This is a genomic window from Pseudomonas sp. C9-3 (genome assembly GCF_032392015.1).
In the GTDB taxonomy this organism is placed as follows: domain Bacteria; phylum Pseudomonadota; class Gammaproteobacteria; order Pseudomonadales; family Pseudomonadaceae; genus Pseudomonas; species Pseudomonas nitroreducens.
Genome location: NZ_CP135919.1, coordinates 1,238,280 through 1,264,672 on the forward strand (window position 1 = coordinate 1,238,280; position 26,393 = coordinate 1,264,672).

The following is a 26,393-nucleotide window of genomic DNA, read 5'->3' on the forward strand; positions in this document are numbered from 1 at the left end:
GAGTGGATACTGACTTAAGGTGGATAATGTCCACCGCAAGGAGTGTTCATGACCCAGACCAGACGACGTTTTCCCGAATCCTTCAAACGCGAGGCGGCAGACCAGGTACTTGCCGGCACGCCGCTTCGTCATGTGGCCGAGACGCTCGGCATCGCTGAAATCCTGCTGGGCAAATGGAAGCGCCAGTACGAGCAGCAAGGTGACGATGCCTTTCCGGGCAACGGCAAGCCGCGTGGTGAGAGCGCGGAGTTGCGTCGTCTACGCCAGCAACTGGCTCAGGTCACCATGGCGCGCGATGTTTTAAAAAAGGCGCTCGCCATCATCTTCGCGCAGCCCACGAAGTGAAGTTCCGCGCCATCGAGGCGTTGGCTGGTCGCTATCCCGTAGCGCCAATGTGCCGGCTGCTGCGGGTATCCCGCAGCGGCTTCTATGCCTGGCAGCAGCGGCCACCTTCGGCGAGAGAGATGGCGAATCGGCGTCTGAGCAAGGAGATCCGCACCATTCACCACGAGGTGAATGGGATCTATGGCCATCGCCGAATCAAGGCCGAGTTGGCGGCTATGGGGCATGCTTGTGGTCGACACCGGGTTGCTCGACTGATGCGCGAAGTCGGTCTGCGCGTTCGCTCGCGCAAGCGCTGGCGGCTGGTTTCCAGCAGTCGTCATGCTCTGCCGATTGCCCCGAACCACCTGGATCGCCAGTTCGCCTCGGATCGCGCCAATCGGCACTGGGTCTCGGACATCACTTACGTGCGGACGGCCCAAGGTTGGCTGTATCTGACAGTCGTGCTCGATCTCTATTTACGCGCCGTCGTCGGTTGGGCGATGCACCACCGCATGCAGCAGGCCTTGGTACACGCCGCGCTGGAGATGGCCATTGCACGCCGACAGCCGAAAGAAGAAGTGCTGCTGCACTCGGATCGTGGCAGCCAATACTGCGCGTACGACTACCAGGCCTTGCTTCGGCGACATCGAATCGTGTCCAGCCATTCACGTCCCGGGAACTGCTGGGACAACGCCGCGATGGAGAGTTTTTCCGTTCGCTGAAGGCTGAGCGGGTGTACCTGACGCGCTATGCCAGATACCACGAGGCGAAAACCGACCTGTTCGACTACATCCGCTTTTACAATCACCGTCGCCGCCACTCGACGCTGGGCTATCTCAGCCCGATGGAGTTTGAGCGGCGCTATGCGAGCAGTAACTCTTAACTACCTGTCCACCAGCTCCGGGACAGACCAGTCGTTCCGCGGCAGCGAGGAAGCGCGCGCTACTCGTGTCTATATACTTTTCCTACATGTGTTTAGGAATGCTCTCGGAGAGGTGTGCTCTCAGGCAGAGATAGTATTGCTCCAGATCCAGCCTCTGGAGTTCTGCAAGTTTGGCAAGGATCATCCAGGGGGGGCTTTCTGCCGAACCTATAGATGCGGAATCTAGTCTGTTAGGTGTTAAAAGAGAAATTAATAAACTATGAAATCCAAAAAATTAACTAGCTTTGTTGTCGTGTTCATATTGGTTCTCGCTGTAATTAAGATCGGTGCGGAGATGGCTGTCATGAAAATGGAAAGCCAAAATATTTACAGCATGAGCGACCTTAAGTACGACGATTCAACCTATAACTATGTAAAGCAGAAATGCGAGGAAGGCTTCTTTCCTGCTAATCATAGAAACTGTGAAAACATGAGAGCTGCTCGTCCCTGAGTTGCTGTTTGGCGGTTTTTCAAAGACTAGCTAGATGGCTGAGGTTGAGAAAATTTAAGCCATTCGGCTAACTAAAGCCACAGCCTTAAGAGCATCTGTCTTAGGGGGGGTATCTACTAGGCACTGATATTCAATAGCGAAGCTCTCCGGAATTAGAGTCGAGACGACTTCGCTGGGCGTCTCCGCAGTATCTGTCGTGAACCCCAGGGCAACAGTGGGATGAGTCTGTACGACAAATTGAAGCTCCTCGGGGGGCTGTCGAAAGTAGTCCTCCGGACCATGATTTGGTCTTCAGTGATCTTTATCGTTGGTCTATTGTGCGTTGCCTTGGCAAGTGCGCAGATGATTTCCCATGATAAATACGGATGGGGCTATTTTGCGATTATGGCTTGAGTAACTTACTACAATATGGCGGCGATGGCCGGATTTGTCTCCATGTTCATTTTTCTCAACGTTGCCCAGTACATTCGGTTGCGCCCGCTCTTGTTAATAGCTATTACAGTAGTAGCTCCGCACCTGTTTATCTTTGCTTTATTTGTTATTGAACCCTTGTCATTGTCGTCTTGGTATTTTGGTTTTGACGCATGGCTCCTCTGGATTATCCCGTATCTCTGCGTAGTGATTGCCCACTTGTACTCCTTCGCAAAGTGGTCATTTTCTACAGGCCATCACCGTTAATCTATGACTCTTTTGATAAGCGTAGGCTTGTTATTGATTTGCACCCAGATAGGGGCGGCTAATGTATCAGTCTATCTCTACTCTGCAATAAGATTAATCCTGCTAATAAAAAGCCTTGGACTGAATAGGCTTTCACACATCACTACTATTGTGAAAAGCGTGAATATGAATCGTTTCTATCACTCCGGAGGAGATCGACGAACTCCCTGGTGCTTTCTATTCCAGGCCTGCGGCCAAATGGATGAAAGAGGTGAGCAATATAGGTTGCACCGATTGGAAATTAATAACTTTGAAGCTCATCGTTGTCTGCTCAGCGTCGCTCGTTACACGCAAGATGCACGATCGTACGCGGATAGAATAAGTAGGCGCAAGCCGTTGGATCACGAATGAACCCCCTGTCCCTATACAACCCGGCATTTTACTGGTTGCGCGTGTGGCAAAAAAGACTATTACGCCTTATCGCTTGGTACTGCTCTCGAAAGTGCTACGCGCGAAATGAAATCTTAGCCACTCGCCTGCCATTCCTCTATCTCAAACACACATCAAAACTCACCCGAAAACGCGGCGACTCTGATGTTACTCTGCAACATAATAAAGTCATCAACCTCAAACTCGCTGTCGCCGCAATTGATGGCGTCATTATCTCCCCCGGCAAATATTTCTCCTTCTGCCGCCTTGTCGGCCTCCCTAGCCGCAAGCGCGGCTATGTCGAAGGCATGGAATTGTCCTTCGGCAAAGCCCTGCGTGGTGTTGGTGGAGGGATCTGTCAATTGAGCAATCTGATTCACTGGATGGCTATTCATTCACCACTTCTGGTGGTTGAACGCTCCAATCACAGTTTCGATCCGTTTCCGGATGATGGGAGGGTGTTGCCCTTTGGTTCAGGGGCGGCGATTTTTTATAACTACATTGATCTCGTTCTGTATGCCCGACGGATCGGGATTTTCAGTTGAATTTGAGTGTAGGGGAGGTACAGCTGGAGGGTGAGTTATTATGTGAGCGGCCGAGGGAATTTCGGTATCACGTTTTTGAGTTGGGTCATCGGTTTGTTAGGGATGGAGGGAGGGTGCTTCGGGAAAATGAGATTTGGAGAGAGATGAGAGAAAAAGGGCAGGATGGAAAGGTGGTCAAAAGGGGGAGGCTTTATCGAAATAGAGTGGTGGTTAAATATGAAGTTGAGGAGGATTTTATTGAGATGCCCTAGTGCTATTTGATGTAAGTGCCAAGTGGGGCCTTTTAATTGGGCGATACATATTCTTTTGTTATACTTTTTAAGTGTTCGTAAGGGGTTTCATGAAGAAGGTGTTGTATTTTGTTTTTTCTTTGTTTTTGATGTTGTTTTGCTACACAAAGGTCATGGCTCGCTTTGGCGGTGGGCCAGCTCCATTTGACGAGTTAACAAATAAAGATAAGCGGGCTAATCTGATTGCTGTAAACAAGTTGCAGCGACGCATGGAAAGCGGTTGGCAGAATACCATATCGCGCTTGGTGCATCAGCAGATGAAGGGCACAAGCAGCGTGAAGGTGACGAGCGTACGCCGGAGGGGCTTTACTATATTGATTGGCGTAACTCAAAATCAAAGGATTATCTTAGTCTCCATATTTCCTATCCGGCTGCTGCGGATATGGCGTTCGCTCTTAATCATGGGTTCAGCGCCGGAGGGAATATCATGATTCATGGCTTCCCCAATGGGTGGGGAGAAATATTTTTGCCGTTACATGAATTGTTTGATTGGACTGATGGTTGTATTGCTGTGACAAACACTGAGATGCGGGATATTTGGAGTTTGGTGCCGAATGGAACGCCAATTGAAATTCGTGCCGACTAAAAGTGCATGGCTACGGATTGAAGTGCTTATCCTTACGTCGAATGCAGAAGGGCAGCTTCTTCTCAGGGGCGGCTACATCCTTGATCCATTCGAACCAACCCTCGATCGGCGCGATCGCCCGGTGCGACCAGATGGCCCGCCAGTACGAGCTATGCGCCACGCCTTCAAGGCGCGCGTTGGACGGCAGGCGGTTGTCCTTCGCCCAATGAGGTTTCCATCCCCAGCGCACCAGGTCCTGCACCAAGGTGTCGCCCTCTGCATGCAGCAGCCGTAGGGGCGTCTGTGGCGGTATGTTGTACCGCTCGCCGCTCTTCTGCTTTTCGTCGGCCGGTCCTGGCCACCTCAACAACTCCACAATCTCTCGAAATGTCCCAAATTGGGCAACTCTCCCGCACATGGACGTTTCCGGCTGGGGCCGATAGCTCGGCCCCAGGTGACTTCAAATCGCGTCGGCGACCTTTCGGCCCTCGATGCTGACACGTCGGTTTGGCGCTCCTACGACCTGTCCGTCAAGGTGCAGAGTGCCACATACGTAATCGACGTTTCCCTGTACCTCAAGTTCGAAATTATCCATTTGCACTACGGACGAATTTCCCGCGCGCCACTTGGATACCGCGAATCTAGTGGCCACCGCCCCTGAGGCTGTCGGCATCGCGGTATAGGAAATGGTCGTCGCCGCCGTTGACGGTCCGGTCTTTGATGACGACAAGTCCTTCGCCTTGGTCCGGGAGGTTCGAGCGGAAGAAAACATGGAAGATCCCTTGCGACATTTTTGGTGCTCCTCGTTGTGTAGGCCATGTGATGTGTACGCTTGTACCGTTGCATTCTGCAATGGCAGTTGGTCGGTCGGATTTGGAAGCGTCCTGTTTTCCTCGCCTTCGGTCCGAACGCATTGTCGGAAAAGGTAATTCAGAATACTGTGTCTATATACAGTATTCGGATCGATAACCACGCTCCACGATGTAATCGCGCGCCTGCTGACTGGCAGTCGCCCACTCCCTCTGTTTGCCTTTTGTGTGTCGGCGGGCTTCCCGTCGTCCGCCCAGGATCACCTCGAGCGCGAAATCTCCCTGGACGAAATCCTCCAGATTCGCGCGCCTCGCACCTACTTGGTGCGATCGGGCGGCGAACGCATGATCCGTGTCAGCATTCATGACGGTCATCTCTTGGTGGGCGACCGATCCTGCGAACCTCATCCCAGGGACATCATCATTGCCGCCGTGAACGGCAAACCCACAGTGAAGCGCCTGGCCAAGGAAGGGGGCCAGGTGGTGCTGCGTGCGGAGAACCCGAAATACCCGCCCCATTCATCCTCGAGGGGGGACGAACTGCTGGTGTGGTGCGTTACAGCATCCGGTGCCATGACCATAGCTGACCGCGCTATCGTGCTGATCGACTGCAATTCGTTCTATGCCAGTTGTGAGCGAGTGTTCGGGCCGGACCACCGATCGTGGTGCTATGGGGCAACGACGGCTGCGTCATCGTTCGCAGCGCTGATGCCGAGCCCAACGTGGCCATGGGGGAGCCCTACTTCAAGATCCGTCACAAGCTTCAGAAGCTTGGCATCCTGGCGTTCTCAAGCAATTACGCCCTGTATTAAGTTAAGTGGAATGCTTTTGAGCTAGTCTGACTACGTGTACGCTCAGGGGGCGACCATGACTCGTTTCGCCATCAGCTCTCCGCTGCGCCAAGCGGCGTTCCTCGCGCAGATCGGTCACGAAAGCGTGCGCCTCACTCCCCTAGTTAAAACCTTAACAAAAGCGCTCTCCTCTGGCAGACGTCCGGCAATCGCTCTATGCCGCGACGGATTTAACCGGTCGGTACCTGCAAACAGAGATGGGTGCCTACATCCCGTCGCCGCTGGCCGATCAGATGGCCCACCAATCTGAGCTGATCGCCAATGCCACGGATGCCTCATGCAATGTAGCCCGTTTTTATCCGGAGACGCTTGGCGGTACCGTGGCCGCGGCCGGCAGCAGGTGACCGGTCGCAATGATTATCACGCCGCCTGGAATCGGCAAGTCGCTGCTCGATCGTCCCGAACTTCTGGAGCTGCCCGAGTTCGCTGCGCTGTCCGCCGATTGTTGGCGGAAGTCCCACAGGCTCAATGAGCTGGCCGACCCAGGGTGCTTCTATGACATCGGCAGCAGCATCAATGCTGGCCCGTTCGGCCGCCTACCGATAGCCGTCGATGAGAGTCATGGGCCGTGGTTGTTTGCGCAGGAGGAGCTGAGATGGGTTTGTTGCACTCAATTAGGAGATTGCTGTGTGAGGTGGTGGGTGTCTCACGCTCATCTTCACGAGGATTCTGGGCAGGAGCTCCAGCTTCGCAGCTAGTTTCCAGGCAGTGAACGGGAACGCACAATTCACCGTCATATACTTTTCCTACATGTATTTCGGACTATTCTATATGTGGAGTACCTTCAGATGGAGGTAGTATTGCTCCAGATCAAACATCTAGCGATTGCTTGAAATGTTCGAGTGCTAATTTCTCTATTAAGTAAATTAGATATAATTAAGCTTCTTAAAAGTAAATGCATTAGAGAGTCTGGTGAAAAACAGATCCTGGTTTTCTTTGGTTTTCTTTGGTTTTCTTTGGTTTTCTTTGGTTTTCTTTGGTTTTCTTTGGGCAAGGCTAATGCATAAATTATAATAATATTTGTATGGCCTAACACTTGGTTTGAAATCAATAATATTGGGTAAATACACATGAATTATAATAAAGAAAAACAAAATAAAACTTCATTCTTTTATATCGAGGAAGATGGAGGGCTGCGAGGTGTTAAGGCATGGCCGGCAGCGGCAAGATGGATCGTGTCACCCTTTATGGGTTTGATTTCTATCGCGATGTTCTTTGCTTTTACTTCGCCGTTATTGACGATCTTGAAAATTGATCGCGAAGGCGATTTTTATCTGTATGCAATACAGCCGGTTTTAGCAATTCTTAATCAGTTTTTTTGTGTTTCAATCGTGGCCGCAACAGCTCCAAGCAAACGCACCGCAGCGGCAGTTGTAACGGCGTCCATGTTTGTTGGTGTGGTATATAATGTGACTAAGGCTCAAGGGACTTGGATGATGACTCTCCCATCTCTGTTGGGATCGGTGTTAGGTGTGATCTGGGTGATGAGTTTCAAACATAAAAAAGGGCCGGAGAAGTGCCTGCAAAGGCATGAGCTCGGTAGGCGCGAATGATTTTCTTCAATTTACGAAAAGCTAGGAAGTCTTTGGTTGCACCCACTTCCCCTCACCACAAGTAAAGGTGGACTACCCCCGTTCCAATAGACATTTTCCGACCTCATAACGAGGCGCTTTCAAAGGCCTCGGGACTGACGCCACCCAGATGACTGTGACGGCGGGTTCGGTTGTAGAAGACCTCGATATAGTCGAAAACATCGGCCCGAGCCATGTCTCGGGTTTTGTAGATACGTTTGCGGATACGCTCTTTCTTCAAACTACTGAAGAAGGATTCCGCCACGGCATTATCCCAACAATTGCCGCGCCGGCTCATGCTGGGCTCCAGGTTGTTGGCAGCACAGAAGCGCTTCCAGTCATCGCTGCCGTATTGGCTGCCCTGGTCGGAATGAACGATGACGCGTGCCTTGGGTTTACGCCGCCAAAGCGCCATCAGCAAGGCATCCAGAGCTAGCTCGCGGGCCAGGGTCGGCTTCATCGACCAACCAATCACCTTGCGCGCATACAGATCCACCACTACTGCCAAGTACAACCAGCCTTGCCAGGTTCGGATGTAGGTAATGTCAGTCACCCAAGCTTTGTTGGGAGCATCGACGGTGAACTCTCGATTGAGATGATTGGGGGCGATGATCGAAGGCCGGCCAGCAATCGGGCGTGGCGCCTTGTAGCCGCGTAGCGCCTTGATCTTGTGGGCGCGCATCAAGCGAGCGACACGATGCTTGCCACAGGTTTCACCGGCCTCGCGCAGGTCACCAAAGACACGTCGCGCACCATAAACACCACGACTGGCCGCGTAGGAGCTGCGGATCAGCTGAAGTAGTCGATGGTTGTCCTGGTCGCGGTCGGAAACAGGCTTGTGCAGCCATTGATAGAACCCGGCCCGAGCAATCCGCAGCACTTTGCACATCGTGGTAATCGCATGCTGATGTCGGTGCTCGTTCATGAAGCGGTACTTCACTCGGGCTCCCTGGCAAAGTACCGCGCGGCTTTTTTTAAAATGTCCCGCTCTTCTTCAAGGCGGCGCATCTGGGCCCGCAGCCGCAGGATTTCGCTCTTGGCTTCCAGCAATTCGCTGGCCTGCTTCTCCGACTTGTCGGGGGTGACAGCCTTTACCCATTTGTAGAGGCTGTGAGTAGAGACGCCGAGGCGTGCGGCGATTTCCGCGACTGAATATCCGCGCTCGATAACCTGCCTGACGGCTTCGGCCTTGAATTCCGGGGTGAATCGTTGGGTGCTCATAGACTTCCTCCTATGCTCAAAGCGTAGGCCGGGGATGTCTATCGTACCGGGGGTAGTAGTCCACCTTTGGAGGGGAGGGGGCGTCGCCCTACGTATTGCGCTCGCGAATTTGCCTATTACGGCTCGTACGAAGGCGCTTTGTTCACCGGCACGGTCAGGGCCCATGGCAGCCGCACGATCGTTTGCTGTGGGGTTTCTTGTTCCTGTCGCCCCTGCATATCTATCTGCCGATAGTGCGAGCATCCTTGCTCTCTCCCCATCCCTTATTTTTTCGCTACTCCTGCGCACAAATCCTTTGGCGCTATGGCCTTGCCCGCACTTCAAGCCACCTTAAGTGGCCGAGCCGCCGTCCTCCCCAGGGCAGCGGCTCTGCACCGTCTCGGTGCATTCGTTTCACTTTGAAGTGAAAAAAATCCAATTCTTCGTGAAAAATGACGACTACTTCCGTCAGTCCCAGCTCAGCGCGCCGCCGGTCTGGTACTCGATCACGCGGGTCTCGAAGAAGTTCTTCTCTTTCTTCAAGTCCATGATTTCGCTCATCCACGGGAACGGGTTGCTGGTGCCCGGGTATTCCTCTTTGAGGCCGATCTGGGTCAGGCGGCGGTTGGCGATGAACTTGAGGTAGTCCTCCATCATCGCCGCGTTCATGCCCAGTACGCCGCGCGGCATGGTGTCGCGCGCGTATTCGATCTCCAGTTGGGTGCCCTGGAGGATCATCTGGGTGGCCTCGTCCTTCATCTGGGCATCCCACAGGTGCGGGTTTTCGATCTTGATCTGGTTGATCACGTCGATGCCGAAGTTCAGGTGCATGGATTCGTCGCGCAGGATGTACTGGAACTGCTCGGCGGTGCCGGTCATCTTGTTGCGGCGGCCCATGGAGAGGATCTGGGTGAAGCCGCAGTAGAAGAAGATGCCTTCCAGGACGCAGTAGTAGGCGATCAGGTTGCGCAGGAACTGGCGGTCGGTCTCCGGGGTACCGGTTTCGAACTTCGGATCGGAGATCGAGCGGGTGTACTTCAGGCCCCAGGAGGCTTTCTTCGCGACCGAAGGAATCTCGTGGTACATGTTGAAGATTTCGCCTTCATCCATGCCCAGCGACTCGATGCAGTACTGGTAGGCGTGGGTGTGGATCGCTTCCTCGAAGGCCTGGCGCAGGATGTACTGGCGGCACTCGGGGTTGGTGATCAGGCGGTACACGGCCAGCACCAGGTTGTTGGCAACCAGGGAGTCGGCGGTGGAGAAGAAGCCGAGGTTGCGCATGACGATGCGGCGCTCGTCTTCGCTGAGGCCGTCCTTGCTCTTCCACAGGGCAATGTCGGCGTTCATGTTCACTTCCTGGGGCATCCAGTGGTTGGCGCAACCATCCAGATACTTCTGCCAGGCCCAGTCGTACTTGAAGGGTACGAGCTGGTTGAGGTCGGCGCGGGCGTTGATCATCTGCTTGTCGCCGACTTGTACGCGGGCGGCGGAGCCTTCGAGATCGTCCAGGCCTTCCTGGATGTCCAGGGCGTCGAGGGCCTGCTTGGCACGGGCGACGGCGTCGGAGTCGTTGGCGGATACGGCGCGCGCTTCTTCGACGGAGCCTGCGGCGTCGGCGTCGAGTTTGTCAGCGTTCTGCGCGGCGGCCTGGGCGACGGCCGGGGCGGCCTTGGCTTCGGTGGCGTCTTCTTTGTCGAATTCGTCCCAGCTCAGCATGGGGGTCCTCTCCTGGTGGGCCGCTCTGTGGCGGCCTGGTGTCTGGTTGCGTGGGGTGCACGCCAAGAGCTTGTGCTTCTTCCGTCATGCGCGGTGCGCGGCGGAGGAGGCTGTTGTTCTGTAGGGAGGAGGGGCCTTGAAGAGCCCCTCACCCTGGCCCTCTCCCAGGGGGAGAGGGGACTTTGAAACTCCGCAGTTTCGGCGGTGCCTCGCTCCGAGGCACCGCTTACTCCATTACTGGCAGGCTTCGCAGTCCGGATTGTCGATGGAGCAGGCTTGCGGAACCGGAGCCGGTTGCGGCTCGGCAGCGGCGGCCTGCAGGCCATCGTTGCCACCGGCCGACACGGCGTTCAGCTTGCCGGTGTTGATGGTGGACTTCTCGGTGCTGGTGGCGGCCAGGGCACGGAGGTAGTAGGTGGTTTTCAGGCCACGGAACCACGCCATGCGGTAGGTCACGTCCAGCTTCTTGCCCGAGGCGCCGGCGATGTAGAGGTTCAGGGACTGGGCCTGATCGATCCACTTCTGGCGGCGGCTGGCGGCGTCGACGATCCACTTGGTCTCGACTTCGAAGGCGGTGGCGTACAGGTCTTTCAGGTCTTGCGGGATGCGCTCGATCTGCTGCACGGAGCCGTCGTAGTACTTCAGGTCGTTGACCATGACCGGGTCCCACAGGCCGCGCGCCTTGAGGTCGCGAACCAGGTAAGGGTTGATCACGGTGAACTCGCCGGAGAGGTTCGATTTCACGTACAGGTTCTGGTAGGTCGGCTCGATGGACTGCGATACGCCGGTGATGTTGGCGATGGTCGCGGTCGGCGCGATGGCCATGATGTTCGAGTTACGGATGCCTTTCTGTACGCGAGCACGTACCGGAGCCCAGTCGAGGGATTCGGTGAGGTCGACGTCGATGTACTTCTGGCCACGGGCTTCGATGAGGATCTGCTGGGAGTCCAGCGGCAGGATGCCCTTGGACCACAGGGAGCCGTCGAAGGTCTCGTAGGCGCCACGCTCGTCGGCCAGGTCACAGGAAGCCTGGATGGCGAAGTAGCTCACCGCTTCCATGGACTTGTCGGCAAACTCGATGGCAGCGTCGGAGCCGTAGGCGATGTGCTGCAGGTACAGCGCGTCCTGGAAGCCCATGATGCCGAGGCCTACCGGGCGGTGCTTGAGGTTCGAGTTGCGAGCCTGCGGGACCGAGTAGTAGTTGATGTCGATAACGTTATCGAGCATGCGCACGGCGGTCTTCACGGTCTTCTCGAGCTTGGCGGTGTCCAGCTTGCCATCGACGATGTGGTTGACCAGGTTGATCGAGCCCAGGTTGCAGACCGCGATCTCGTCCTTGTTGGTGTTCAGGGTGATCTCGGTGCACAGGTTCGAGCTGTGGACCACGCCCACGTGCTGCTGCGGGCTGCGCAGGTTGCACGGGTCCTTGAAGGTCAGCCACGGGTGGCCGGTCTCGAATAGCATGGAGAGCATCTTGCGCCACAGGTCTTTGGCCTGGACGACTTTGAACACCTTGATCTTGTTGTACTCGGTCAGGGCTTCGTAATACTCGTAGCGCTCTTCGAAGGCCTTGCCGGTCAGATCGTGCAGGTCCGGTACTTCGGACGGGGAGAACAGGGTCCACTTGCCGTCGTCGAAGACGCGCTTCATGAACAGGTCCGGAATCCAGTTCGCGGTGTTCATGTCGTGGGTACGGCGACGGTCGTCACCGGTGTTCTTGCGCAGCTCGAGGAATTCCTCGATGTCCAGGTGCCAGGTTTCCAGGTAGGCGCAGACGGCGCCCTTGCGCTTGCCACCCTGGTTCACGGCGACGGCGGTGTCGTTCACCACTTTCAGGAAGGGGACGACGCCCTGGGATTTGCCGTTGGTGCCCTTGATGTAGGAGCCCAGTGCGCGCACGGGAGTCCAGTCGTTGCCCAGGCCACCGGCGAATTTCGACAGCATGGCGTTGTCGTGGATCGCGTTGTAGATGCCCGACAGGTCGTCCGGCACGGTGGTCAGGTAGCAGGAGGACAGCTGCGGACGCAGGGTGCCGGCGTTGAACAGGGTCGGGGTCGACGACATGTAGTCGAACGAGGAGAGCAGGTTGTAGAACTCGATGGCGCGAGCTTCACGGTCCTTCTCTTCGATGGCCAGGCCCATGGCCACGCGCATGAAGAAGACCTGCGGCAGTTCGAAACGGATGCCGTCCTTGTGGATGAAGTAGCGGTCGTACAGGGTCTGCAGGCCGAGGTAGGTGAACTGCTGGTCGCGCTCGTGGTTGATCGCGGCGCCCAGTTTGGCCAGGTCGTAGCCTTTGAGCTTGCTGTCGATCAGCTCGAACTCGGAGCCCTTCTCGACGTAGGCGGCCAGGGCCTTGGCGTAGAGGTCGGCCATCTCGTGGTGAGTGGCGCTCTCGGCGACGCCCAGGAAGCCGAGGGCTTCGGCGCGCAGGGTGTCCATCAGCAGGCGGGCGGTGACGTAGGAGTAGTTCGGCTCGCGCTCGACCAGGGTACGGGCGGTCATCACCAGGGCGGTGTTGACGTCCTTCTCGGCGACGCCGTCATACAGGTTCTTCAGGGTTTCGCGTTCGATCAGGCTGCCATCGACTTCGGCCAGGCCTTCGCAGGCTTCGCGGATGATGGTCTGCAGGCGGCCCATGTCCAGCGGCTGGGTGCTGCCGTCGGCCTTGGTGATGCGGATGCTCGGGTGCGGCTGGGCGATGTCGCTGGCGTTGCCGGCGGTCTTGCGCTCGTTGGCACGGGCTTCGCGGTAGATCACGTAGTCGCGGGCGACTTTCTGCTCGCCGGCGCGCATCAGGGACAGCTCGACCTGGTCCTGGATCTCTTCGATGTGGATGGTGCCACCGGAGGGCATGCGGCGCTTGAAGGTCGCGGTGACCTGTTCGGTCAGGCGGCGCACGGTCTCATGGATGCGCGACGAGGCGGCGGCGGTGCCGCCTTCCACGGCGAGGAACGCCTTGGTGATGGCTACGGTGATCTTGTCATCGGTGTAGGGAACTACGGTGCCGTTGCGCTTGATCACGCGCAGCTGGCCGGGCGCAGTGGCGGCCAGATCCTGTGCGGATTCGGCGGCCTGCGGCGCGTTGGCCTGCGGGTTCTCGCGAGTGGTGTCGATTTGCATGGGTGGTTGTCTCCACGTTCTCGTAATTTGGTGTGTTGCTGACGCTGGAAGCGCCGTCCCGAAATAAAGAGCAAAAAGAGCAGTCGCCCGCGATTGCAGCCGCGAGCTGGAATTCTTCTGGAACAGGGGGAATGACCCGAAGCGCCTCCCTGGCCCAACTCGGGTGCCGGCTTTACGGGCCGGGACCACAATACCTAGTGGTGTTGAACGTTACGTTGCAACACCCGTACCGCATTTCCATCGACATGAATCGCTCCTTGCGGGCTGGGCCGCCTGGCACCTCAGTACGTCTGGAATACGTTGTGGTGGAACCGGAGGAGCCGTGGAACAGGCTCGGGATTTCGACTTTCTTCTTGTGTCCGGTTCGTGGTGGCAACCCCAAGATGTAGGGGTATACCGCAACGGGGATACAAGATAATGCGCTATGGGGGTGTTTGCAAGGCGGGGCGACGGGGAAAAGCTGTGGATAAAATGTGCATGGAATGTGGGTGAAGCGGGGTAACTCGCGCTATCCCTGATGCTGTCTGCCTTTCACCGTTCGTCGTGGTTGGTGAGAGATTTTTCACACGCATCGGAGGGGCTGTGCGGGAAGGAACACTACCACAATATGTAGTGTTTCTCACCGCGCAGCCCTTGACCTGTTCGCGCAATGCCTGCTTACGCCGGTGGCGTGCCGCAGCGCTGGCAATCTGGCTACAATGCCGGCCGCTTTTGCGGGCTCTCTATAGTTACTCCCTATTAGTAAGCGGGCCCGCGCTCGCTCATGGCGCATCAGGAGGCAAGGTGGAACAAGAAGCGCGCATTCTCATCGTCGAGGACGACCAGCGACTGGCCGAGTTGACCCAGGACTACCTGGAGAGCAACGGCCTGGCGGTGTCCATCGAGTCCCACGGCGGCAAGGCGGTGGAGCGGGTGCTGGCCGAGCGGCCGGACCTGGTGGTGCTCGACCTGATGCTGCCGGGTGAGGATGGGCTGTCCATCTGCAAGCGCCTGCGCCCGGACTACGACGGGCCGATCATGATGCTCACCGCGCGCACCGACGACATGGACCAGGTGCAGGGCCTGGAGATGGGCGCCGACGACTACGTGTGCAAGCCGGTGCGCCCGCGCGTGCTGCTGGCGCGCATCCGCGCCCTGTTGCGGCGCAGTGAGCCGGCCGAGGCCGTGCCGCCCGTTGCCGGCAAGCGCCTGACCTTCGGCAAGCTGGTGATCGACAATGCCATGCGGGAGGCCTGGCTGGATGAGCAGACCATCGAGCTGACCAGCGCCGAGTTCGACTTGCTCTGGCTGCTGGCGGCCAACGCCGGGCGCATCCTCTCCCGCGAGGAAATCTTCAACTCCCTGCGCGGCATCGAGTACGACGGCCAGGACCGCTCCATCGACGTGCGCATCTCGCGCATCCGCCCGAAGATCGGCGACGACCCGATGCACCCGCGCCTGATCAAGACGGTACGCAGCAAGGGCTACCTGTTCGTCGGGGAGCTCTGAGCCGTGAGCGCCGTGCCACCGTTCCCCGAGCTGCACGGCGAGCGCTTCCGCCTGCGCGCCTTCATCGATGCCGACCAGCCGGCAGTATTCCGCGCGCTGTCGCACCCCGAGGTGATCCGTTACTACGGCGTCTCCTACGCGACGCTGGAGGCCACCCGCGAGCAGATGGAGTGGTTCGAGCGCCTGCATAAGGAAGGCAGTGGTATCTGGTGGGCGATCTGCCGGTCGGAGGCGCCCGAGGAGGTCCTCGGCGGCTGCGGCTTCAATAACTGGCAGCAGGAGCATCGTCGCCTGGAACTGGGCTACTGGCTGCTGCCCGAGCATTGGGGGCAGGGTGTGATGAGCGAATGCCTGCCGCTGATCTGCCGCCACGCCTTCCGCGATATGAATGTGCACCGCATCGAGGCCGAGGTGGAGTCGGAAAACCTTGCCAGCGGCCGCTTGCTGCTGCGCCAGGGCTTCACGCTGGAAGGTCGGCGGCGTGAGTGCGAGGTGAAGGACGGCGCGTTCCTCAGCCTGGACAATTACGGGTTGCTCAACTCGGAGGCAGCTGAGTGAGGCGGGCGCTGGCCCTCACCCCAACCCTCTCCCAAAGGGAGAGGGGGCTGTCCGTGCTGGCTGTCGGTTCGGCGTTGTCCTGTCATGAACGACGCCCGCGGAGCCATCCGGGCAGAGCTCCCATCTTCATGCGCACGCCGAACAGTCCCCTCTCCCTTTGGGAGAGGGTTAGGGTGAGGGTATTCCCAGCCTGCACCGTGTCTGTCCGGAACAACCACCCATGAAATCCATCTTCCTGCGCATCTACGGCGGCATGCTGCTGACCCTCGTGGCGGTCGCCGCGCTGGCCGTGCTGACCCTGCACCTGGTCAACGACGTGCGCGGCGAGCGCTACCGCGAAGACCTGGCGCGCGGCACCTTCCGCCTGATGGCGGACGAGCTGCTGCCCATGAGCGAGGTGGACCGCAAGCGCGCACTGAGCCAGTGGAGCCGCCTGCTGGGTATTCCGCTGAAACTCACCAGCCTGGATGCGCTGGGCATGGAAGGGCGCAGCCGGGCGCGGCTGATGAACGACCAGGTGCTGGTGCAGGCCGGCGCGCCCCATGAAGTGAAGGTGATGACCCAGGTGAGCGCGGCCGAAGGGCTGATCCTCACTGGCGAGGTGGAGCAGGTCAGCGAGCAGCTGGCGCGTGCGACCATCTACCTGCTGATGGACGAACTCAAGCGCTACCCGGCCAGCGAGCAGCCTTATCACCTGGCGCGCATCGTCCGCGACAAGCGCTTCGGCTTCGAGGTGCACCTGCTGCGCCTGAAGGAGGTCGACCTCGACGACGACCAGAGTCGCCGGGTGGAAGAGGGCGATACGGTGATGGCGCTGGGCAAGGGCGGTGATTCGATCCGCGTGCTCTCGGGCATCCTCGACACGCCCTGGGTGCTGGAGCTGGGGCCGATCTACCAGATGAACCCGTACCCTCCGCAGTTGCTGACGATCATCGTGGTCGTCGCGCTGACGCTCATCGGTCTGACCTTGTACCTGTTGATCAGCGGGCTGGAGCAGCGCCTGCGCGGCCTCGAATCCGCCGCCACGCGCATCGCCCGCGGCAGCCTGGATACCCGCGTGGAAGTGCGCGGCGCGGACTCGGTGGGGCGCCTCGCCGGGGCCTTCAACCACATGGCCGAGCAGTTGCACCTGTTGCTGACGGTGCAGCGCGAGCTGGTGCGCGCGGTGTCCCATGAGCTGCGCACGCCGGTCGCGCGGCTGCGCTTCGGGCTGGAGATGATCGAGTCCGCCGAGACCGACACAGCACGGCGCAAGTACATGGACGGCATGGATGGCGACATTCAGGACCTCGACCAGTTGGTGGACGAGATGCTCACCTACGCGCGGCTGGAGCAGGGCTCGCCGGCGCTGAGCTACCAGCGCATCGAGCTGGGCGCGCTGGTGGAGCAGGTAGTGGCGGAGATCGCGCCGCTGCGCCGGGAAATCACCGTCACCTGCGAGCCGGGTGCGTTGGTGCCGTTCGACCAGGGCAGCTGGATCGAGGCCGAGCCGCGCTACCTGCATCGTGCCCTGCAGAACCTGATGACCAATGCGCTGCGCTACGCCGAAGGGCGGGTGCGGGTGAGTTACCGGGTGAGCGTGGATCGCTGCCAGGTCGACGTGGAAGACGACGGCCCTGGCGTTCCCGAAGCGCAGTGGCACCGTTTGTTCCAGCCGTTCTTCCGTGCCGACGACAGCCGCGCGCGGGTCACCGGCGGGCATGGGCTGGGGCTTTCCATCGTGCGGCGGATCATCCACTGGCACGGCGGCCGTGCGCAGATCGCCAAAAGCGAAGTGCTCGGCGGGGCATGCTTCACGCTGCTGTGGCCGCGCCGCCAGGCACCGAAGGTCGAAGACAGTATTTGACCTTGAAGTCAAAAAATGCAGAATGCTGCGGTGCCATCACAGGCTGATGGCCCCTGCCGCGTCGCTCTGCAATTCCCTTCAGTGAAACAGCCCTCTTAAGAGGTATTGCAGAGTCACCGGTATCGTTATGTAATTTTTGCTATAACGAGCGCTTGCGGCAGGGCAAGCGGGCCGGTCAGCGACAGGCCCGCGCAGGGTTTCAGGCAGGAACACCGAGGATCACATGGGACGCTTTGATCACTGCAGTCGCCTTCACGCCAGCCGCCAGGCCGAGCTCGCTGACCGCATCGCGGGTGACCACGGCGACCACTTCGGCGCCGCCGGGCAGGCCCAGCACCACCTCGGCATTCACAGCGCCGTCGGTGACCGATTTCACCGTGCCGCTCAGGCAGTTGCGTGCGGACAGGCGGATGTCCTCGGCTTCGGTCATCAGCATGACCCAGGGCGCCTTGACCAGCGCGATGACGTCCTTGCCTTGGGCCAGGCCCAGGCTCCTGACGCTTTCCTCGGTAACGATCGCCACCAGTTCGCTGCCGCCGGGCAGGGCGACCACGACTTCCGCGTTCACCGCACCGTTGCGCAGTTGCTTGACGCTGCCCTTGAAGACGTTGCGTGCACTGACCTTCATGAAATGACTCTCCTTGACCGTTTTGAATGGCCGGCTTGTCGCCGGACGTAACGCGGGGCTGAACCGAGTTTATAGACCAGTCCTGACGATTCCACGCTTGAAAACAACAACCCACTGGAGCATCACGATGAAACACCGCTTCGCAAGCCTGTCCCTGCTGGTCGCTTCCTGCTTCACCCTGCACTCGGCGCTGGCCGATGAAGTGCAGGTCGCCGTGGCCGCCAACTTCACCGCGCCGATCCAGGCGATCGCCAAGGACTTCGAGAAGGACACCGGCCACAAGCTGGTCGCCGCCTACGGCGCCACCGGCCAGTTCTACACCCAGATCAAGAACGGCGCGCCGTTCGAAGTCTTCCTCGCCGCCGACGACAGCACGCCGAAGAAACTCGAAGCCGAGAAGGAAATCGTCCCCGGTTCGCGCTTCACTTATGCCATCGGCACCCTGGCGCTGTGGTCGGCAAAAGACGGCTACGTCGATGCCAAGGGCGAGGTGCTGAAGAAGAACGAGTACAAGCACCTGTCCATTGCCAACCCGAAAGCCGCGCCTTACGGCCTGGCCGCTACCCAGGTGATCGACAAGCTCGGCCTGAAGGACAAGGTCGCCGGCAAGATCGTCGAAGGCCAGAACATCACCCAGGCCTTCCAGTTCGTCTCCACCGGCAATGCGGAGCTGGGCTTTGTGGCGTTGTCGCAGATCTACAAGGATGGCAAGGTGACCAGCGGTTCCGCCTGGATCGTCCCGGCTGACCTGCACGACCCGATCCGCCAGGACGCCGTGATCCTCAACAAGGGCAAGGACAGCGCCGCCGCCAAGGCCCTGGTCGTGTACCTCAAGGGCCCGAAAGCCGCTGCGGTGATCAAGTCCTACGGTTACGAGCTCTGATGCTCTTCAACTAGGTAGAAGTAAGGAAGCGCGATGCCCCTCACGCAGGAGGATTTCCTGGCCATCCGGCTCACCATCGAGCTGGCCGCCCTGAGCACCCTGATCCTCCTGCTGATCGGCACGCCGATCGCCTGGTGGCTGTCGCGCACCCGCTCCTGGCTGAAAGGCCCGCTGGGAGCGGTGGTGGCGCTGCCGCTGGTGCTGCCGCCGACGGTGATCGGCTTCTACCTGCTGATCACCATGGGCCCCAACGGCTTCATCGGACAGGCGACCGAGAGCCTGGGCCTGGGGCGGCTGCCGTTCACCTTCGCCGGGCTCGTGGTGGGCTCGGTATTCTATTCGCTGCCCTTCGTGGTGCAGCCGTTGCAGAACGCCTTCGAGGCGATCGGCGACAAACCGCTGGAGGCCGCCGCCACACTGCGTGCGAGCCCCCTGGATACCTTCTTCTCGGTGGTCCTGCCGCTGGCGCGGCCGGGCTTCATCACCGCCAGCATCCTCGGCTTCGCCCACACGGTGGGTGAGTTCGGCGTGGTGTTGATGATCGGCGGCAACATTCCGGGCAAGACCCGCGTGGTGTCGGTACAGATATTCGATCACGTCGAGGCCATGGAGTACGCCCAGGCGCATTGGCTGGCCGGCGGCATGGTGATCTTCTCCTTCTTCGTCCTGCTGGCGCTCTACGCGAGCCGCCGCGGCCGGTCGGCCTGGGCCTGAGGTGGGCATGCAGCAGGATATCCCCGTGCGCGCCATCGAAGCCCGCTTCCAGATTGCCTATTCGGGCTTCAGCCTGGACGTCGACCTGCAGTTGCCGGGCAAGGGCGTGACTGCACTGTTCGGCCATTCCGGTTCCGGCAAGACCACCTGCCTGCGCTGCGTGGCGGGCCTGGAGTGTGCGCCGCTCGGCCGGCTGGTGGTGAATGGCGAGGTCTGGCAGGACAGCGCAACGGGCGTGTTCCTGCCGCCGCACAAGCGCGCGCTGGGTTACGTGTTCCAGGATGCCAACCTGTTCGAGCACCTGTCGGTGAAGCGCAACCTCACCTACGGGATGAAGCGCGTGCCGCGCGACCAGCATCGCGTGGAGCTGAAACAGGCCACCGAGCTGCTGGGCATCAGCCATCTGCTGGAGCGCATGCCGGGACACTTGTCCGGTGGCGAACGCCAGCGCGTCGGCATGGCGCGCGCGCTGCTGACCAGCCCGCGCCTGCTGCTGATGGATGAGCCACTGGCAGCGCTGGACCTCAAGCGCAAGGCGGAAATCCTGCCGTACCTGGAACGCCTGCACGACGAACTGGATATCCCGATTCTCTACGTCAGCCACTCGCCAGACGAAGTGGCGCGGCTGGCCGATCACCTGGTGTTGCTGGACCAGGGCAAGGCGATTGCCAGCGGCCCGGTGATGGAAACCCTCGCGCGTACTGATCTGCCGATTTCCCATCTGGAAGATGCCGGGGTGGTGATCGATGGCCACGTGGTTTCCCACGATGCTGATTACGGCTTGCTCTCGGTATCCCTGCCGCGATGCGAACAACGCATTCGGCTGGCCCATTCACCGATGGAAAAGGGCCGGGCGTTGCGCATCAAGGTACAGGCGCGGGACGTTAGCCTGAGCCTGGAGCCGGCGGCCCACAGCAGCATCCTCAACGTGTTGCCGGCGACCGTGGTCGAGATCGTGCCGACGGACAATCCGGCGCATCGGCTGGTGAAGCTCGACGTGGCCGGAACGCCGCTGCTGGCGCGGATCACCCGCTTCTCCCACGATCAGCTTGGCCTGCATGCCGGGCAGGCGGTTTGGGCGCAGATCAAGTCGGTGGCGTTGCTGGCCTGACGCAACTCTTTGTAGGAGCGAGCTTGCTCGCGAACAGCTGTGGCAGAGGAGGGCTCTGGTGCGACGAAGGTTCGCGAGCAAGCTCGCTCCTACAGAAAGAAAAGGGCGGCTCATGGCCGCCCTTCTTGTTTCATTCCGCGTCTTACAGCAGCGGGATGGTGTAGCTGACGATCAGGCGGTTCTCGTCCTGGTCACGCTGGCTGGGCACGCCCGGAGTGGAGGCCGCCGGCAGGCCACTGCGCATGGCGGCGTTTTTCCAGGCCAGGCCCAGGCCCTTGAAGGTGCCTTCCGGAACCACGTAGCCCAGGGCGATATCGCGTTCCCACTCGCCCTTGTCGCCTTGCTTGGTGTCGATGTTGTCGGCGTTCAGGTAGAGCACGCTGAAGGTCAGGCCCGGCACGCCGAGGTCGGCGAAGTCGTAGGCATAGCGACCGATCCAGGTGCGCTCGCCGGCGCGGTTGAACTTCAGCAGCTGGGCGTCGGAGATCAGGTAGGTGCTGGTACCTTCGCCATCGCCGCGGTTCAGGTAGGGGAAGTCGCTGTCACCGGTCAGCACCTGGTAGCCGGCGCCGATGCTGTGGCCGCCGAGGGCGTAGGTGAACATACCGCTGTAGACGTTGTTGTCCACCTCGCCCTTGAGGCTGTTGCCACCGTAGTAGCCACTGCTGACGTAGCCGTCGGCGCGGCCGGAGGCGCTGCCGTTCTTGCCATCGGAGTCGCTGATGAACACGCGGATATCCGATTTCAGGGTGCCCGGGCCGATGCCCCAGTTGTGGACGAGGCCGAGATAGTTCTGCTTGTAGAAGTTGTCCAGCTCGCCGTAGTAGTACGACAGGGTCAGGTTCTTGGTCGCCTTGTAGTCGCCGCCGGCGAAGTAGAACTTGTTGCTGTCGCGGGAGCTGGCAGAGCTGCCGTTGGCGCCGGCGATGGACATGCTGCGCCAGTCGGTGGAGTTGCGGCCCTTGGTGTGGGTCAGCTGGCCGCCGGTCAGGGTCAGGTTGTCGATGTCGGTGGAGGTGACCTGGCCACCTTCGTAGGTCATCGGCAGCAGGCGGGCGTCGTTGTAGACCACCACCGGCAGTTTGGGCTGCAGGGTGCCGTAGCGGAATTCGGTCTTGGAGATCTTCGCCTTGGCGGTAAGCCCTAAGCTGCTGAATTCGTCGACGGCGCTGCCATCGCTTTCCAGCGGGAAGATGGTGCCGGGCTGGCGGTCGATGCCGGCCTTGCCGGATTTGCCGCCACCGTCCAGGCGCACGCCGAGCAGGCCCAGGGCGTCGACGCCGAAGCCCACGGTGCCCTGGGTGAAGCCCGAGGAATAGTTGAGCATGAAGCCCTGGCCCCATTCTTCCTGCTTGCTGGGCGAGGCGGGGCCGTTGCGGTTGTCGGTGTTGATGTAGAAGTTGCGCAGGGTCAGGCTGGCCTTGCTGTCTTCGATGAAGCCGCCGGCGTGTGCCGATTGCGCGATGAGGCCGAGCGAGCTGGCCGCAATGGCGAGCGCCAGGGTGTTTCTGGTCATTACGTTTGCTCCGATGGTCATTTCTTTTTGTGGGGACCCCAAGAACCAGACGTTGCCGTTTGGCTGTATACGATTCTATATACCGCTTGACCTGCTGACGATTCCTCTGAAGGCAAAATCTGAGGAGCAAAGGAGGTACGGGAACGCCTGGACGGCGTGCATGACGCCAAATTCTGACTTTTAAGTCAAGACTTTCAGGTGTGTCTGTCAGTCGCAGCGATCACACGCTGCCCTCGACCGACGGAATGGCCACCAGGCTCAGCAGGCGCTCATCGAACAGGCTGAACTGCCCGTCGATCTCCTTGCCGTGGTGCCATTCCGCCGAGAGGTCGGTGAGCAGCCGCAGGCGTGCGTGGCCACCGGCGGACCAGCTCAGCAGCTCGGCGTGCTCGAAGTAGAAACGCTTGCGCACCAGCGGGAAGAGCGCCTTGAACAGGCTTTCCTTGAGGGAAAAGGTAAGGGTGACCTGCAGTGCCGCCTGCTGCGGGTCGAGGCGCGTCAGTTCGTCCGGCGTCAGGATTTCCGCGGCCAGTCGCTCCGCTCGCGTGGTTTCCAGGCGGTTTTCCACGTCCAGTCCGAGCCCGCGCCAGTGGCTGTCACGGGCGACTATTGCCGCGGCCCAGCCGTCGCCATGGGTGATCGAGCCACAGAAGCCTGCCGGCCAGACCGGCGCTCGCTCTTCATCCGTACCGGGTACCCAGGCCTCGCTGCCTGCGGCCAGCAACGCTTCACGGGCGCAGAGGCGGCCGGCCAGGTACTCGGCCTGACGCTTGGCAACGGAACGCTGGATATTGGCCGGCGCCTCGACGCGGCTCAGGGCGAAGTCACCGCTTTGCAGACGCTGGCGGTCGAAGCGGGTGCTGCGCAATTGGCAGCTGGCCAGGGGTGTTGGCAGCGGCCAGTCGGCGTCGAGTGGGGTGCAGAAGTCGGGAAGGGCGGTCATGGGAACATTCTGCCGCGCCAGAACGTGGCCCACCAGTCACGCGGCACTTACATTCGTTTGCAAACCTTCACCAAAGGCGTACGGATTCATCCGACAAGCTTTGACACACTGCGCCCCGCGTTCCCAAGGGGGCGCAGGTGAGGTTGTTGTTGGAGTGCCGCCACGGTGGGCTCCGACCTTTACACTTGATTGAGTGCGGGAGCCCGAATGGGCTCCCGTTTTTTATTGCCCGGCGTTTTTACGCGCCCTCGGGCTTCACGTCGAAGATTTCCTTGAAGAAGGCCTGCAGGTCCGCCCAGGACTTCTGGTCGGCAGTCTTGTCGTAGCCCACGTCCAGGCCATGGCCCTTGTGCTTGTCGGCGTCCGGGCTGGTGAAGCTGTGCTTGGCGCCGGGCTGGACCACCAGCTTGTAGTCGGCCTTGGCGTTGTCCATCTCGGCCTTGAAGGCTGCGACGCTCTCGGCCGGCACCAGGGTGTCGGCGCCGCCATGCTCGACCAGGATTTTCGCCTTGATCGCCCCCGGCTGCGCCGGCGCCTGGGTCGCCAGCACGCCGTGGAAGCTGGCCACGCCGGCCAGCGGCAGGCCGGCGCGGGCCATGTCCAGCACCACCTTGCCGCCGAAGCAATAGCCGATTGCGGCGATCTTGCTCGGGTCGGTCTGCGGCTGCTTCTTCAGCAGTTCCAGCCCGGCCTGGAAGCGTGCCTTGGCGGCGTCGGCGTTCTTCAGCGCCTCGGCCATGAAGGCCTTGGCGTCATTGGGGTGGTCGGTGTGCTTGCCGTTGCCGTACATGTCGATGGCCAGCGCGCTGTAGCCCAATTCGGCGAGTTGCCGGGCGCGGCTTTTCGCGTAGTCGTTCAGGCCCCAGAACTCATGGACGACGATAACGCCTGGGCGGATGCCGGATTTGGCATCGTCGTAGGCGAAGTAGCCGATCATCTTCGTGCCGTCAGTGGATTCGTAGGGGATTTCCTGGGTCTTGATCGCGGCGGAAGCGCTGGCCGCGAAGGCGAACAGCAGCAGGGCGGTGAGCAGGCGCATGGTGACTCTCCTGAGCGGGGAACCTTGAAGATAGCCGTTGAGGCGGAAAACGCTCGTGCAGAATGCACGCAGCCGCTCAAGGGCGCGGTTGTTGGTCGAAAGATAGAACGCCGGACGAGTGAAAAGTCAGACAGCGTCGTCTACCCTTGCGCCCATGTCCTGACCCGCGAAGCGATAGGCCGATGTTGGACCTGAGCACCTGGAATCTGACCATTCCCCAACGCGGCCCGGCCGCGACCATTTCCACGGCGAAACTCGGCCGTGACTACGAGAGCCCGTATTTTCGCCGCAGCGCCGATGGCGTGGAGTTCTGGGTGCCGGTGAACGGCGCCCACACCAGCGGCAGCGAATATCCCCGCACCGAATTGCGCGAGACCAGGCCGGACGGCCGCCTGGTGACCTGGCGCTACCCGTTGGCGGAGAACCAGATGGTCGCCACCCTGCGCGTGGAGGCCGTGCCTTCCAGCCGGCGCATGGTGATCGGGCAGATCCACAGCAATGGCAGCGGCAGCGCCGAGGCCCTGCCGCTGGTCAAGCTGGTCTACCAGCAGCGCCTGGACAAGGCGCGGGTACAGGCGCTGGTTCGCGATAGGCCGGATGACATCACCACGCGCACCTATACCGTCTATGACGGCATTCCCCTGGGCGATACCTTTACCTACCGGCTGGGCGTGTCCAGCAGCGGGGTGCTGAGTGTGCAGGTCCAGGATGGCCAGGTCAGTCAGCAACTGGATACGAAATGGGCCTATCAGGGCCTGTACTTCAAGGCAGGCCTTTACCTGCAGGACAATCGCGGGCCCGCCAGCGAGGGCGGGCGCGCTACCTTCACCGATCTGAGTATTCGACACCAATGAAGACTTCCTCCATCGCGCGTCGCGCTTCCCTGGCCTTGTCCCTGCTGCTGCCGGCGGCACTGGCGCAGGCTGCGACGGGCGACGATTTCGGTTCCTGCCTGAACCGCCTGCAGGGCGCTGCCCAGGCCAAGGGCGTCAGCGCTGCCAGTTTTGCGCAGTTCACCCAGGGCCTGCAGCCGGACATGACCGTGCTGCCACTGCTCGATGCGCAACCAGAGTTCACCACGCCGATCTGGGACTATCTGGCCGGGCTGGTGGACGACCAGCGCGTCGCCGACGGCAAGGCGCGCATGGCCGAGCACGCCGACCTGCTGCGCAAGGTTGCCGCGCGCTACCAGGTCGACCCGGCAACGGTGGTCGCCGTGTGGGGTGTGGAGAGCGACTACGGCCGCATCACCGGCAAGCGACCGCTGCTGGTCTCGCTGTCGACGCTGTCCTGCTATGGGCGGCGGCAGGCGTTCTTCCAGGGCGAGTTCATTGCCACTCTGAAGCTGCTGCAGCAGGGCGATATCCGTGACAGCGGCATCACTGGTTCCTGGGCTGGCGCCTTTGGCCAGACGCAGTTCATGCCGTCTACCTACGCGCGCATCGCCGAGGACTTCGACGGCGACGGCCACCGCGATCTGGTGGGCAGCACCGCCGACGCCCTGGCGTCCACCGCCAACTACCTGCGCAAGGCCGGTTGGCGCGAGGGCCAGCCCTGGGGCTACGAGGTGAAGTTGCCAGCGGGGTTCGATGCCTCCTTGGCCGGGCGCACCAAGCGCCGGGCGCTGTCCGACTGGACCAGCCGTGGCGTGAAGCGCATCGACGGCCAGCCGATCCCCAGCGTCGACTCCAAGGCAGCGATCCTGCTGCCGGCCGGCGCCAACGGGCCGGCTTTCCTGGTGCTGCGCAACTATGACGCGATCTATTCCTACAACGCGGCGGAAAGCTATGCGCTGGCCATCGCCCTGCTGTCTGATCGACTGCGCGGTGAGCAGGGCCTGCGCACGCCCTGGCCGACCGACGATCCGGGGCTGAGCCGGGCGCAGCGCAAGGAGCTGCAGGAGCTGCTGATCCAGCGCGGCTACGACATCGGCCAGGCGGACGGCATGATCGGCGACGTGACGCGCAAGGCGATCCAGCAGGAGCAGAACAAGCTGGGCCTGACGCCGGCAGATGGGCGTGCAGGGCAGAAGATTCTGAAGGCGCTGAAGGGCGGTTGATTGATCCCTTCTGAGTCAAGTGAAGCCCCGGCACTGGCCGGGGCTTTTCGTTTGTGGCGGAGATGGGTTCGCGAGCAGGCTCGCTTCTACAGGGGGCCTCACACTCATCCTCGTACGGAACTGCTCTTCGTAGGAGCGAGCTTGCTCGCGAACCC

Annotated in this window: 22 protein-coding genes and 3 pseudogenes; 16 read left to right on the plus strand and 9 right to left on the minus strand. The window is 60.4% G+C overall.

What is annotated here, in order from left to right:
* Nucleotides 1-48 precede the first annotated feature (48 nt).
* The 5 genes and pseudogenes from RS899_RS05395 to RS899_RS05410 all read left to right on the plus strand — a co-directional run bounded on the left by RS899_RS05395 (nucleotide 49) and on the right by RS899_RS05410 (nucleotide 4,204).
* Nucleotides 49-345, plus strand: a complete 297-nt coding sequence (locus RS899_RS05395; RefSeq protein WP_315809281.1) for a transposase — start codon at nucleotides 49-51, stop codon at nucleotides 343-345.
* The gene (locus RS899_RS05400; protein WP_315809282.1) at nucleotides 342-1,046 is read left to right on the plus strand and encodes an IS3 family transposase; all 705 of its coding nucleotides are present in this window, start codon (nucleotides 342-344) and stop codon (nucleotides 1,044-1,046) included. Before RS899_RS05395 ends, RS899_RS05400 begins: the two co-directional genes overlap by 4 nt.
* 11 nt (nucleotides 1,047-1,057) lie before the next feature.
* Nucleotides 1,058-1,207: an IS3 family transposase gene (locus tag RS899_RS30765; protein ID WP_409978045.1), complete on the plus strand. Its 150-nt coding sequence runs from the start codon at nucleotides 1,058-1,060 to the stop codon at nucleotides 1,205-1,207.
* Nucleotides 1,208-2,761: 1,554 nt separating this feature from the next.
* A pseudogene (locus RS899_RS05405) lies at nucleotides 2,762-3,579 on the plus strand (VanW family protein).
* A 259-nt stretch (nucleotides 3,580-3,838) separates the two neighbouring features.
* Nucleotides 3,839-4,204, plus strand: a complete 366-nt coding sequence (locus RS899_RS05410; RefSeq protein WP_315809283.1) for a L,D-transpeptidase family protein — start codon at nucleotides 3,839-3,841, stop codon at nucleotides 4,202-4,204.
* Between the two features lie 10 nt (nucleotides 4,205-4,214).
* Here the strand turns inward: RS899_RS05410 and RS899_RS05415 are convergent, their stop codons facing one another.
* Together RS899_RS05415 and RS899_RS05420 are read right to left on the minus strand one after the other, a co-directional pair.
* On the minus strand, nucleotides 4,215-4,601 hold the full coding sequence (locus tag RS899_RS05415; protein WP_315809284.1) for an SOS response-associated peptidase family protein: 387 nt from the start codon (nucleotides 4,599-4,601) through the stop codon (nucleotides 4,215-4,217).
* Nucleotides 4,602-4,824: 223 nt separating this feature from the next.
* The gene (locus tag RS899_RS05420) at nucleotides 4,825-4,974 is read right to left on the minus strand and encodes a hypothetical protein (RefSeq protein ID WP_315809285.1); all 150 of its coding nucleotides are present in this window, start codon (nucleotides 4,972-4,974) and stop codon (nucleotides 4,825-4,827) included.
* A gap of 246 nt (nucleotides 4,975-5,220) precedes the next feature.
* Here RS899_RS05420 and RS899_RS05425 point away from each other — a divergent pair.
* From RS899_RS05425 to RS899_RS05435, 3 genes and pseudogenes are all read left to right on the plus strand, one after another.
* A pseudogene (locus RS899_RS05425) lies at nucleotides 5,221-5,463 on the plus strand (S24 family peptidase); the annotation flags it as partial.
* Between the two features lie 102 nt (nucleotides 5,464-5,565).
* A pseudogene (locus RS899_RS05430) lies at nucleotides 5,566-5,801 on the plus strand (DNA polymerase V subunit UmuC); the annotation flags it as partial.
* Between the two features lie 1,112 nt (nucleotides 5,802-6,913).
* Nucleotides 6,914-7,396, plus strand: coding sequence for a hypothetical protein (locus tag RS899_RS05435; RefSeq protein ID WP_315809286.1), 483 nt, complete (start codon nucleotides 6,914-6,916; stop codon nucleotides 7,394-7,396).
* 103 nt (nucleotides 7,397-7,499) lie between these two features.
* Here the strand turns inward: RS899_RS05435 and RS899_RS05440 are convergent.
* From RS899_RS05440 to RS899_RS05450, 3 genes are all read right to left on the minus strand, one after another.
* Nucleotides 7,500-8,635, minus strand: a protein-coding gene (locus tag RS899_RS05440) for an IS3 family transposase (protein WP_315809287.1) whose coding sequence is annotated in 2 segments (ribosomal slippage) — nucleotides 7,500-8,383 and nucleotides 8,383-8,635 — 1,137 coding nt in all. Because the reading frame shifts where the segments join, the coding sequence is not laid out codon by codon here.
* Between the two features lie 447 nt (nucleotides 8,636-9,082).
* Nucleotides 9,083-10,330: a ribonucleotide-diphosphate reductase subunit beta gene (locus RS899_RS05445; RefSeq protein ID WP_045217833.1), complete on the minus strand. Its 1,248-nt coding sequence runs from the start codon at nucleotides 10,328-10,330 to the stop codon at nucleotides 9,083-9,085.
* A gap of 234 nt (nucleotides 10,331-10,564) precedes the next feature.
* On the minus strand, nucleotides 10,565-13,453 hold the full coding sequence (locus RS899_RS05450; protein ID WP_054909345.1) for a ribonucleoside-diphosphate reductase subunit alpha: 2,889 nt from the start codon (nucleotides 13,451-13,453) through the stop codon (nucleotides 10,565-10,567).
* Nucleotides 13,454-14,236: 783 nt separating this feature from the next.
* Between RS899_RS05450 and RS899_RS05455 the strand changes: the two genes are divergently transcribed.
* The 3 genes from RS899_RS05455 (at nucleotide 14,237) to RS899_RS05465 (ending at nucleotide 17,345) form a co-directional block, all read left to right on the plus strand.
* Nucleotides 14,237-14,941, plus strand: a complete 705-nt coding sequence (locus tag RS899_RS05455; RefSeq protein ID WP_315809288.1) for a response regulator — start codon at nucleotides 14,237-14,239, stop codon at nucleotides 14,939-14,941.
* A gap of 3 nt (nucleotides 14,942-14,944) precedes the next feature.
* Complete coding sequence (locus RS899_RS05460; RefSeq protein WP_315809289.1) at nucleotides 14,945-15,499, plus strand: GNAT family N-acetyltransferase; 555 nt, start codon at nucleotides 14,945-14,947, stop codon at nucleotides 15,497-15,499.
* A 220-nt stretch (nucleotides 15,500-15,719) separates the two neighbouring features.
* Nucleotides 15,720-17,345, plus strand: coding sequence for an ATP-binding protein (locus RS899_RS05465; protein WP_054909343.1), 1,626 nt, complete (start codon nucleotides 15,720-15,722; stop codon nucleotides 17,343-17,345).
* 199 nt (nucleotides 17,346-17,544) lie between these two features.
* On the opposite strand, the gene RS899_RS05470 is transcribed toward RS899_RS05465, so the two are convergent.
* The gene (locus tag RS899_RS05470) at nucleotides 17,545-17,973 is read right to left on the minus strand and encodes a TOBE domain-containing protein (RefSeq protein ID WP_054909342.1); all 429 of its coding nucleotides are present in this window, start codon (nucleotides 17,971-17,973) and stop codon (nucleotides 17,545-17,547) included.
* A gap of 127 nt (nucleotides 17,974-18,100) precedes the next feature.
* On the opposite strand from RS899_RS05470, the gene modA reads away from it, so the two are divergent.
* The 3 genes from modA to modC are packed head-to-tail and all read left to right on the plus strand — an operon-like array spanning nucleotide 18,101 to nucleotide 20,681.
* The gene (modA, locus tag RS899_RS05475) at nucleotides 18,101-18,856 is read left to right on the plus strand and encodes a molybdate ABC transporter substrate-binding protein (protein ID WP_315809290.1); all 756 of its coding nucleotides are present in this window, start codon (nucleotides 18,101-18,103) and stop codon (nucleotides 18,854-18,856) included.
* A 33-nt stretch (nucleotides 18,857-18,889) separates the two neighbouring features.
* Nucleotides 18,890-19,570, plus strand: coding sequence for a molybdate ABC transporter permease subunit (modB, locus tag RS899_RS05480; RefSeq protein WP_037017928.1), 681 nt, complete (start codon nucleotides 18,890-18,892; stop codon nucleotides 19,568-19,570).
* Between the two features lie 7 nt (nucleotides 19,571-19,577).
* Nucleotides 19,578-20,681, plus strand: a complete 1,104-nt coding sequence (gene modC, locus RS899_RS05485; RefSeq protein WP_315809291.1) for a molybdenum ABC transporter ATP-binding protein — start codon at nucleotides 19,578-19,580, stop codon at nucleotides 20,679-20,681.
* Between the two features lie 142 nt (nucleotides 20,682-20,823).
* Here modC and RS899_RS05490 read toward each other — a convergent pair whose 3' ends face one another.
* The 3 genes from RS899_RS05490 to RS899_RS05500 all read right to left on the minus strand — a co-directional run bounded on the left by RS899_RS05490 (nucleotide 20,824) and on the right by RS899_RS05500 (nucleotide 24,179).
* Nucleotides 20,824-22,197, minus strand: a complete 1,374-nt coding sequence (locus RS899_RS05490) for an OprD family porin (RefSeq protein WP_409978046.1) — start codon at nucleotides 22,195-22,197, stop codon at nucleotides 20,824-20,826.
* Between the two features lie 220 nt (nucleotides 22,198-22,417).
* Entirely contained in the window at nucleotides 22,418-23,140 is a 723-nt protein-coding gene (locus tag RS899_RS05495; RefSeq protein ID WP_315809292.1) for a 4'-phosphopantetheinyl transferase family protein, read from the minus strand.
* A gap of 238 nt (nucleotides 23,141-23,378) precedes the next feature.
* The gene (locus RS899_RS05500) at nucleotides 23,379-24,179 is read right to left on the minus strand and encodes a dienelactone hydrolase family protein (RefSeq protein WP_315809293.1); all 801 of its coding nucleotides are present in this window, start codon (nucleotides 24,177-24,179) and stop codon (nucleotides 23,379-23,381) included.
* 182 nt (nucleotides 24,180-24,361) lie between these two features.
* Here RS899_RS05500 and RS899_RS05505 point away from each other — a divergent pair, with 182 nt between their 5' ends.
* Both RS899_RS05505 and RS899_RS05510 read left to right on the plus strand, forming a co-directional pair.
* Nucleotides 24,362-25,033, plus strand: a complete 672-nt coding sequence (locus tag RS899_RS05505) for a polysaccharide lyase family 7 protein (RefSeq protein WP_024763127.1) — start codon at nucleotides 24,362-24,364, stop codon at nucleotides 25,031-25,033.
* Entirely contained in the window at nucleotides 25,030-26,238 is a 1,209-nt protein-coding gene (locus tag RS899_RS05510) for a lytic murein transglycosylase (RefSeq protein ID WP_139092973.1), read from the plus strand. The genes RS899_RS05505 and RS899_RS05510 overlap by 4 nt, the downstream gene beginning before the upstream one ends.
* Nucleotides 26,239-26,393: the final 155 nt, after the last annotated feature.

What these genes read in the sequence shown, in the direction of transcription:
- RS899_RS05395 (WP_315809281.1), top strand. Translation starts at nt 49, where the DNA reads ATGACCCAGACCAGACGACGTTTTCCCGAATCCTTCAAACGCGAGGCG.
- RS899_RS05415 (WP_315809284.1), bottom strand. Translation starts at nt 4,601, where the DNA reads ATGTGCGGGAGAGTTGCCCAATTTGGGACATTTCGAGAGATTGTGGAG.
- RS899_RS05420 (WP_315809285.1), bottom strand. Translation starts at nt 4,974, where the DNA reads ATGTCGCAAGGGATCTTCCATGTTTTCTTCCGCTCGAACCTCCCGGAC.
- RS899_RS05435 (WP_315809286.1), top strand. Translation starts at nt 6,914, where the DNA reads ATGAATTATAATAAAGAAAAACAAAATAAAACTTCATTCTTTTATATC.
- RS899_RS05445 (WP_045217833.1), bottom strand. Translation starts at nt 10,330, where the DNA reads ATGCTGAGCTGGGACGAATTCGACAAAGAAGACGCCACCGAAGCCAAG.
- RS899_RS05450 (WP_054909345.1), bottom strand. Translation starts at nt 13,453, where the DNA reads ATGCAAATCGACACCACTCGCGAGAACCCGCAGGCCAACGCGCCGCAG.
- RS899_RS05465 (WP_054909343.1), top strand. Translation starts at nt 15,720, where the DNA reads ATGAAATCCATCTTCCTGCGCATCTACGGCGGCATGCTGCTGACCCTC.
- RS899_RS05470 (WP_054909342.1), bottom strand. Translation starts at nt 17,973, where the DNA reads ATGAAGGTCAGTGCACGCAACGTCTTCAAGGGCAGCGTCAAGCAACTG.
- modA (WP_315809290.1), top strand. Translation starts at nt 18,101, where the DNA reads ATGAAACACCGCTTCGCAAGCCTGTCCCTGCTGGTCGCTTCCTGCTTC.
- modB (WP_037017928.1), top strand. Translation starts at nt 18,890, where the DNA reads ATGCCCCTCACGCAGGAGGATTTCCTGGCCATCCGGCTCACCATCGAG.
- modC (WP_315809291.1), top strand. Translation starts at nt 19,578, where the DNA reads ATGCAGCAGGATATCCCCGTGCGCGCCATCGAAGCCCGCTTCCAGATT.
- RS899_RS05490 (WP_409978046.1), bottom strand. Translation starts at nt 22,197, where the DNA reads ATGACCAGAAACACCCTGGCGCTCGCCATTGCGGCCAGCTCGCTCGGC.
- RS899_RS05495 (WP_315809292.1), bottom strand. Translation starts at nt 23,140, where the DNA reads ATGACCGCCCTTCCCGACTTCTGCACCCCACTCGACGCCGACTGGCCG.
- RS899_RS05500 (WP_315809293.1), bottom strand. Translation starts at nt 24,179, where the DNA reads ATGCGCCTGCTCACCGCCCTGCTGCTGTTCGCCTTCGCGGCCAGCGCT.
- RS899_RS05505 (WP_024763127.1), top strand. Translation starts at nt 24,362, where the DNA reads ATGTTGGACCTGAGCACCTGGAATCTGACCATTCCCCAACGCGGCCCG.
- RS899_RS05510 (WP_139092973.1), top strand. Translation starts at nt 25,030, where the DNA reads ATGAAGACTTCCTCCATCGCGCGTCGCGCTTCCCTGGCCTTGTCCCTG.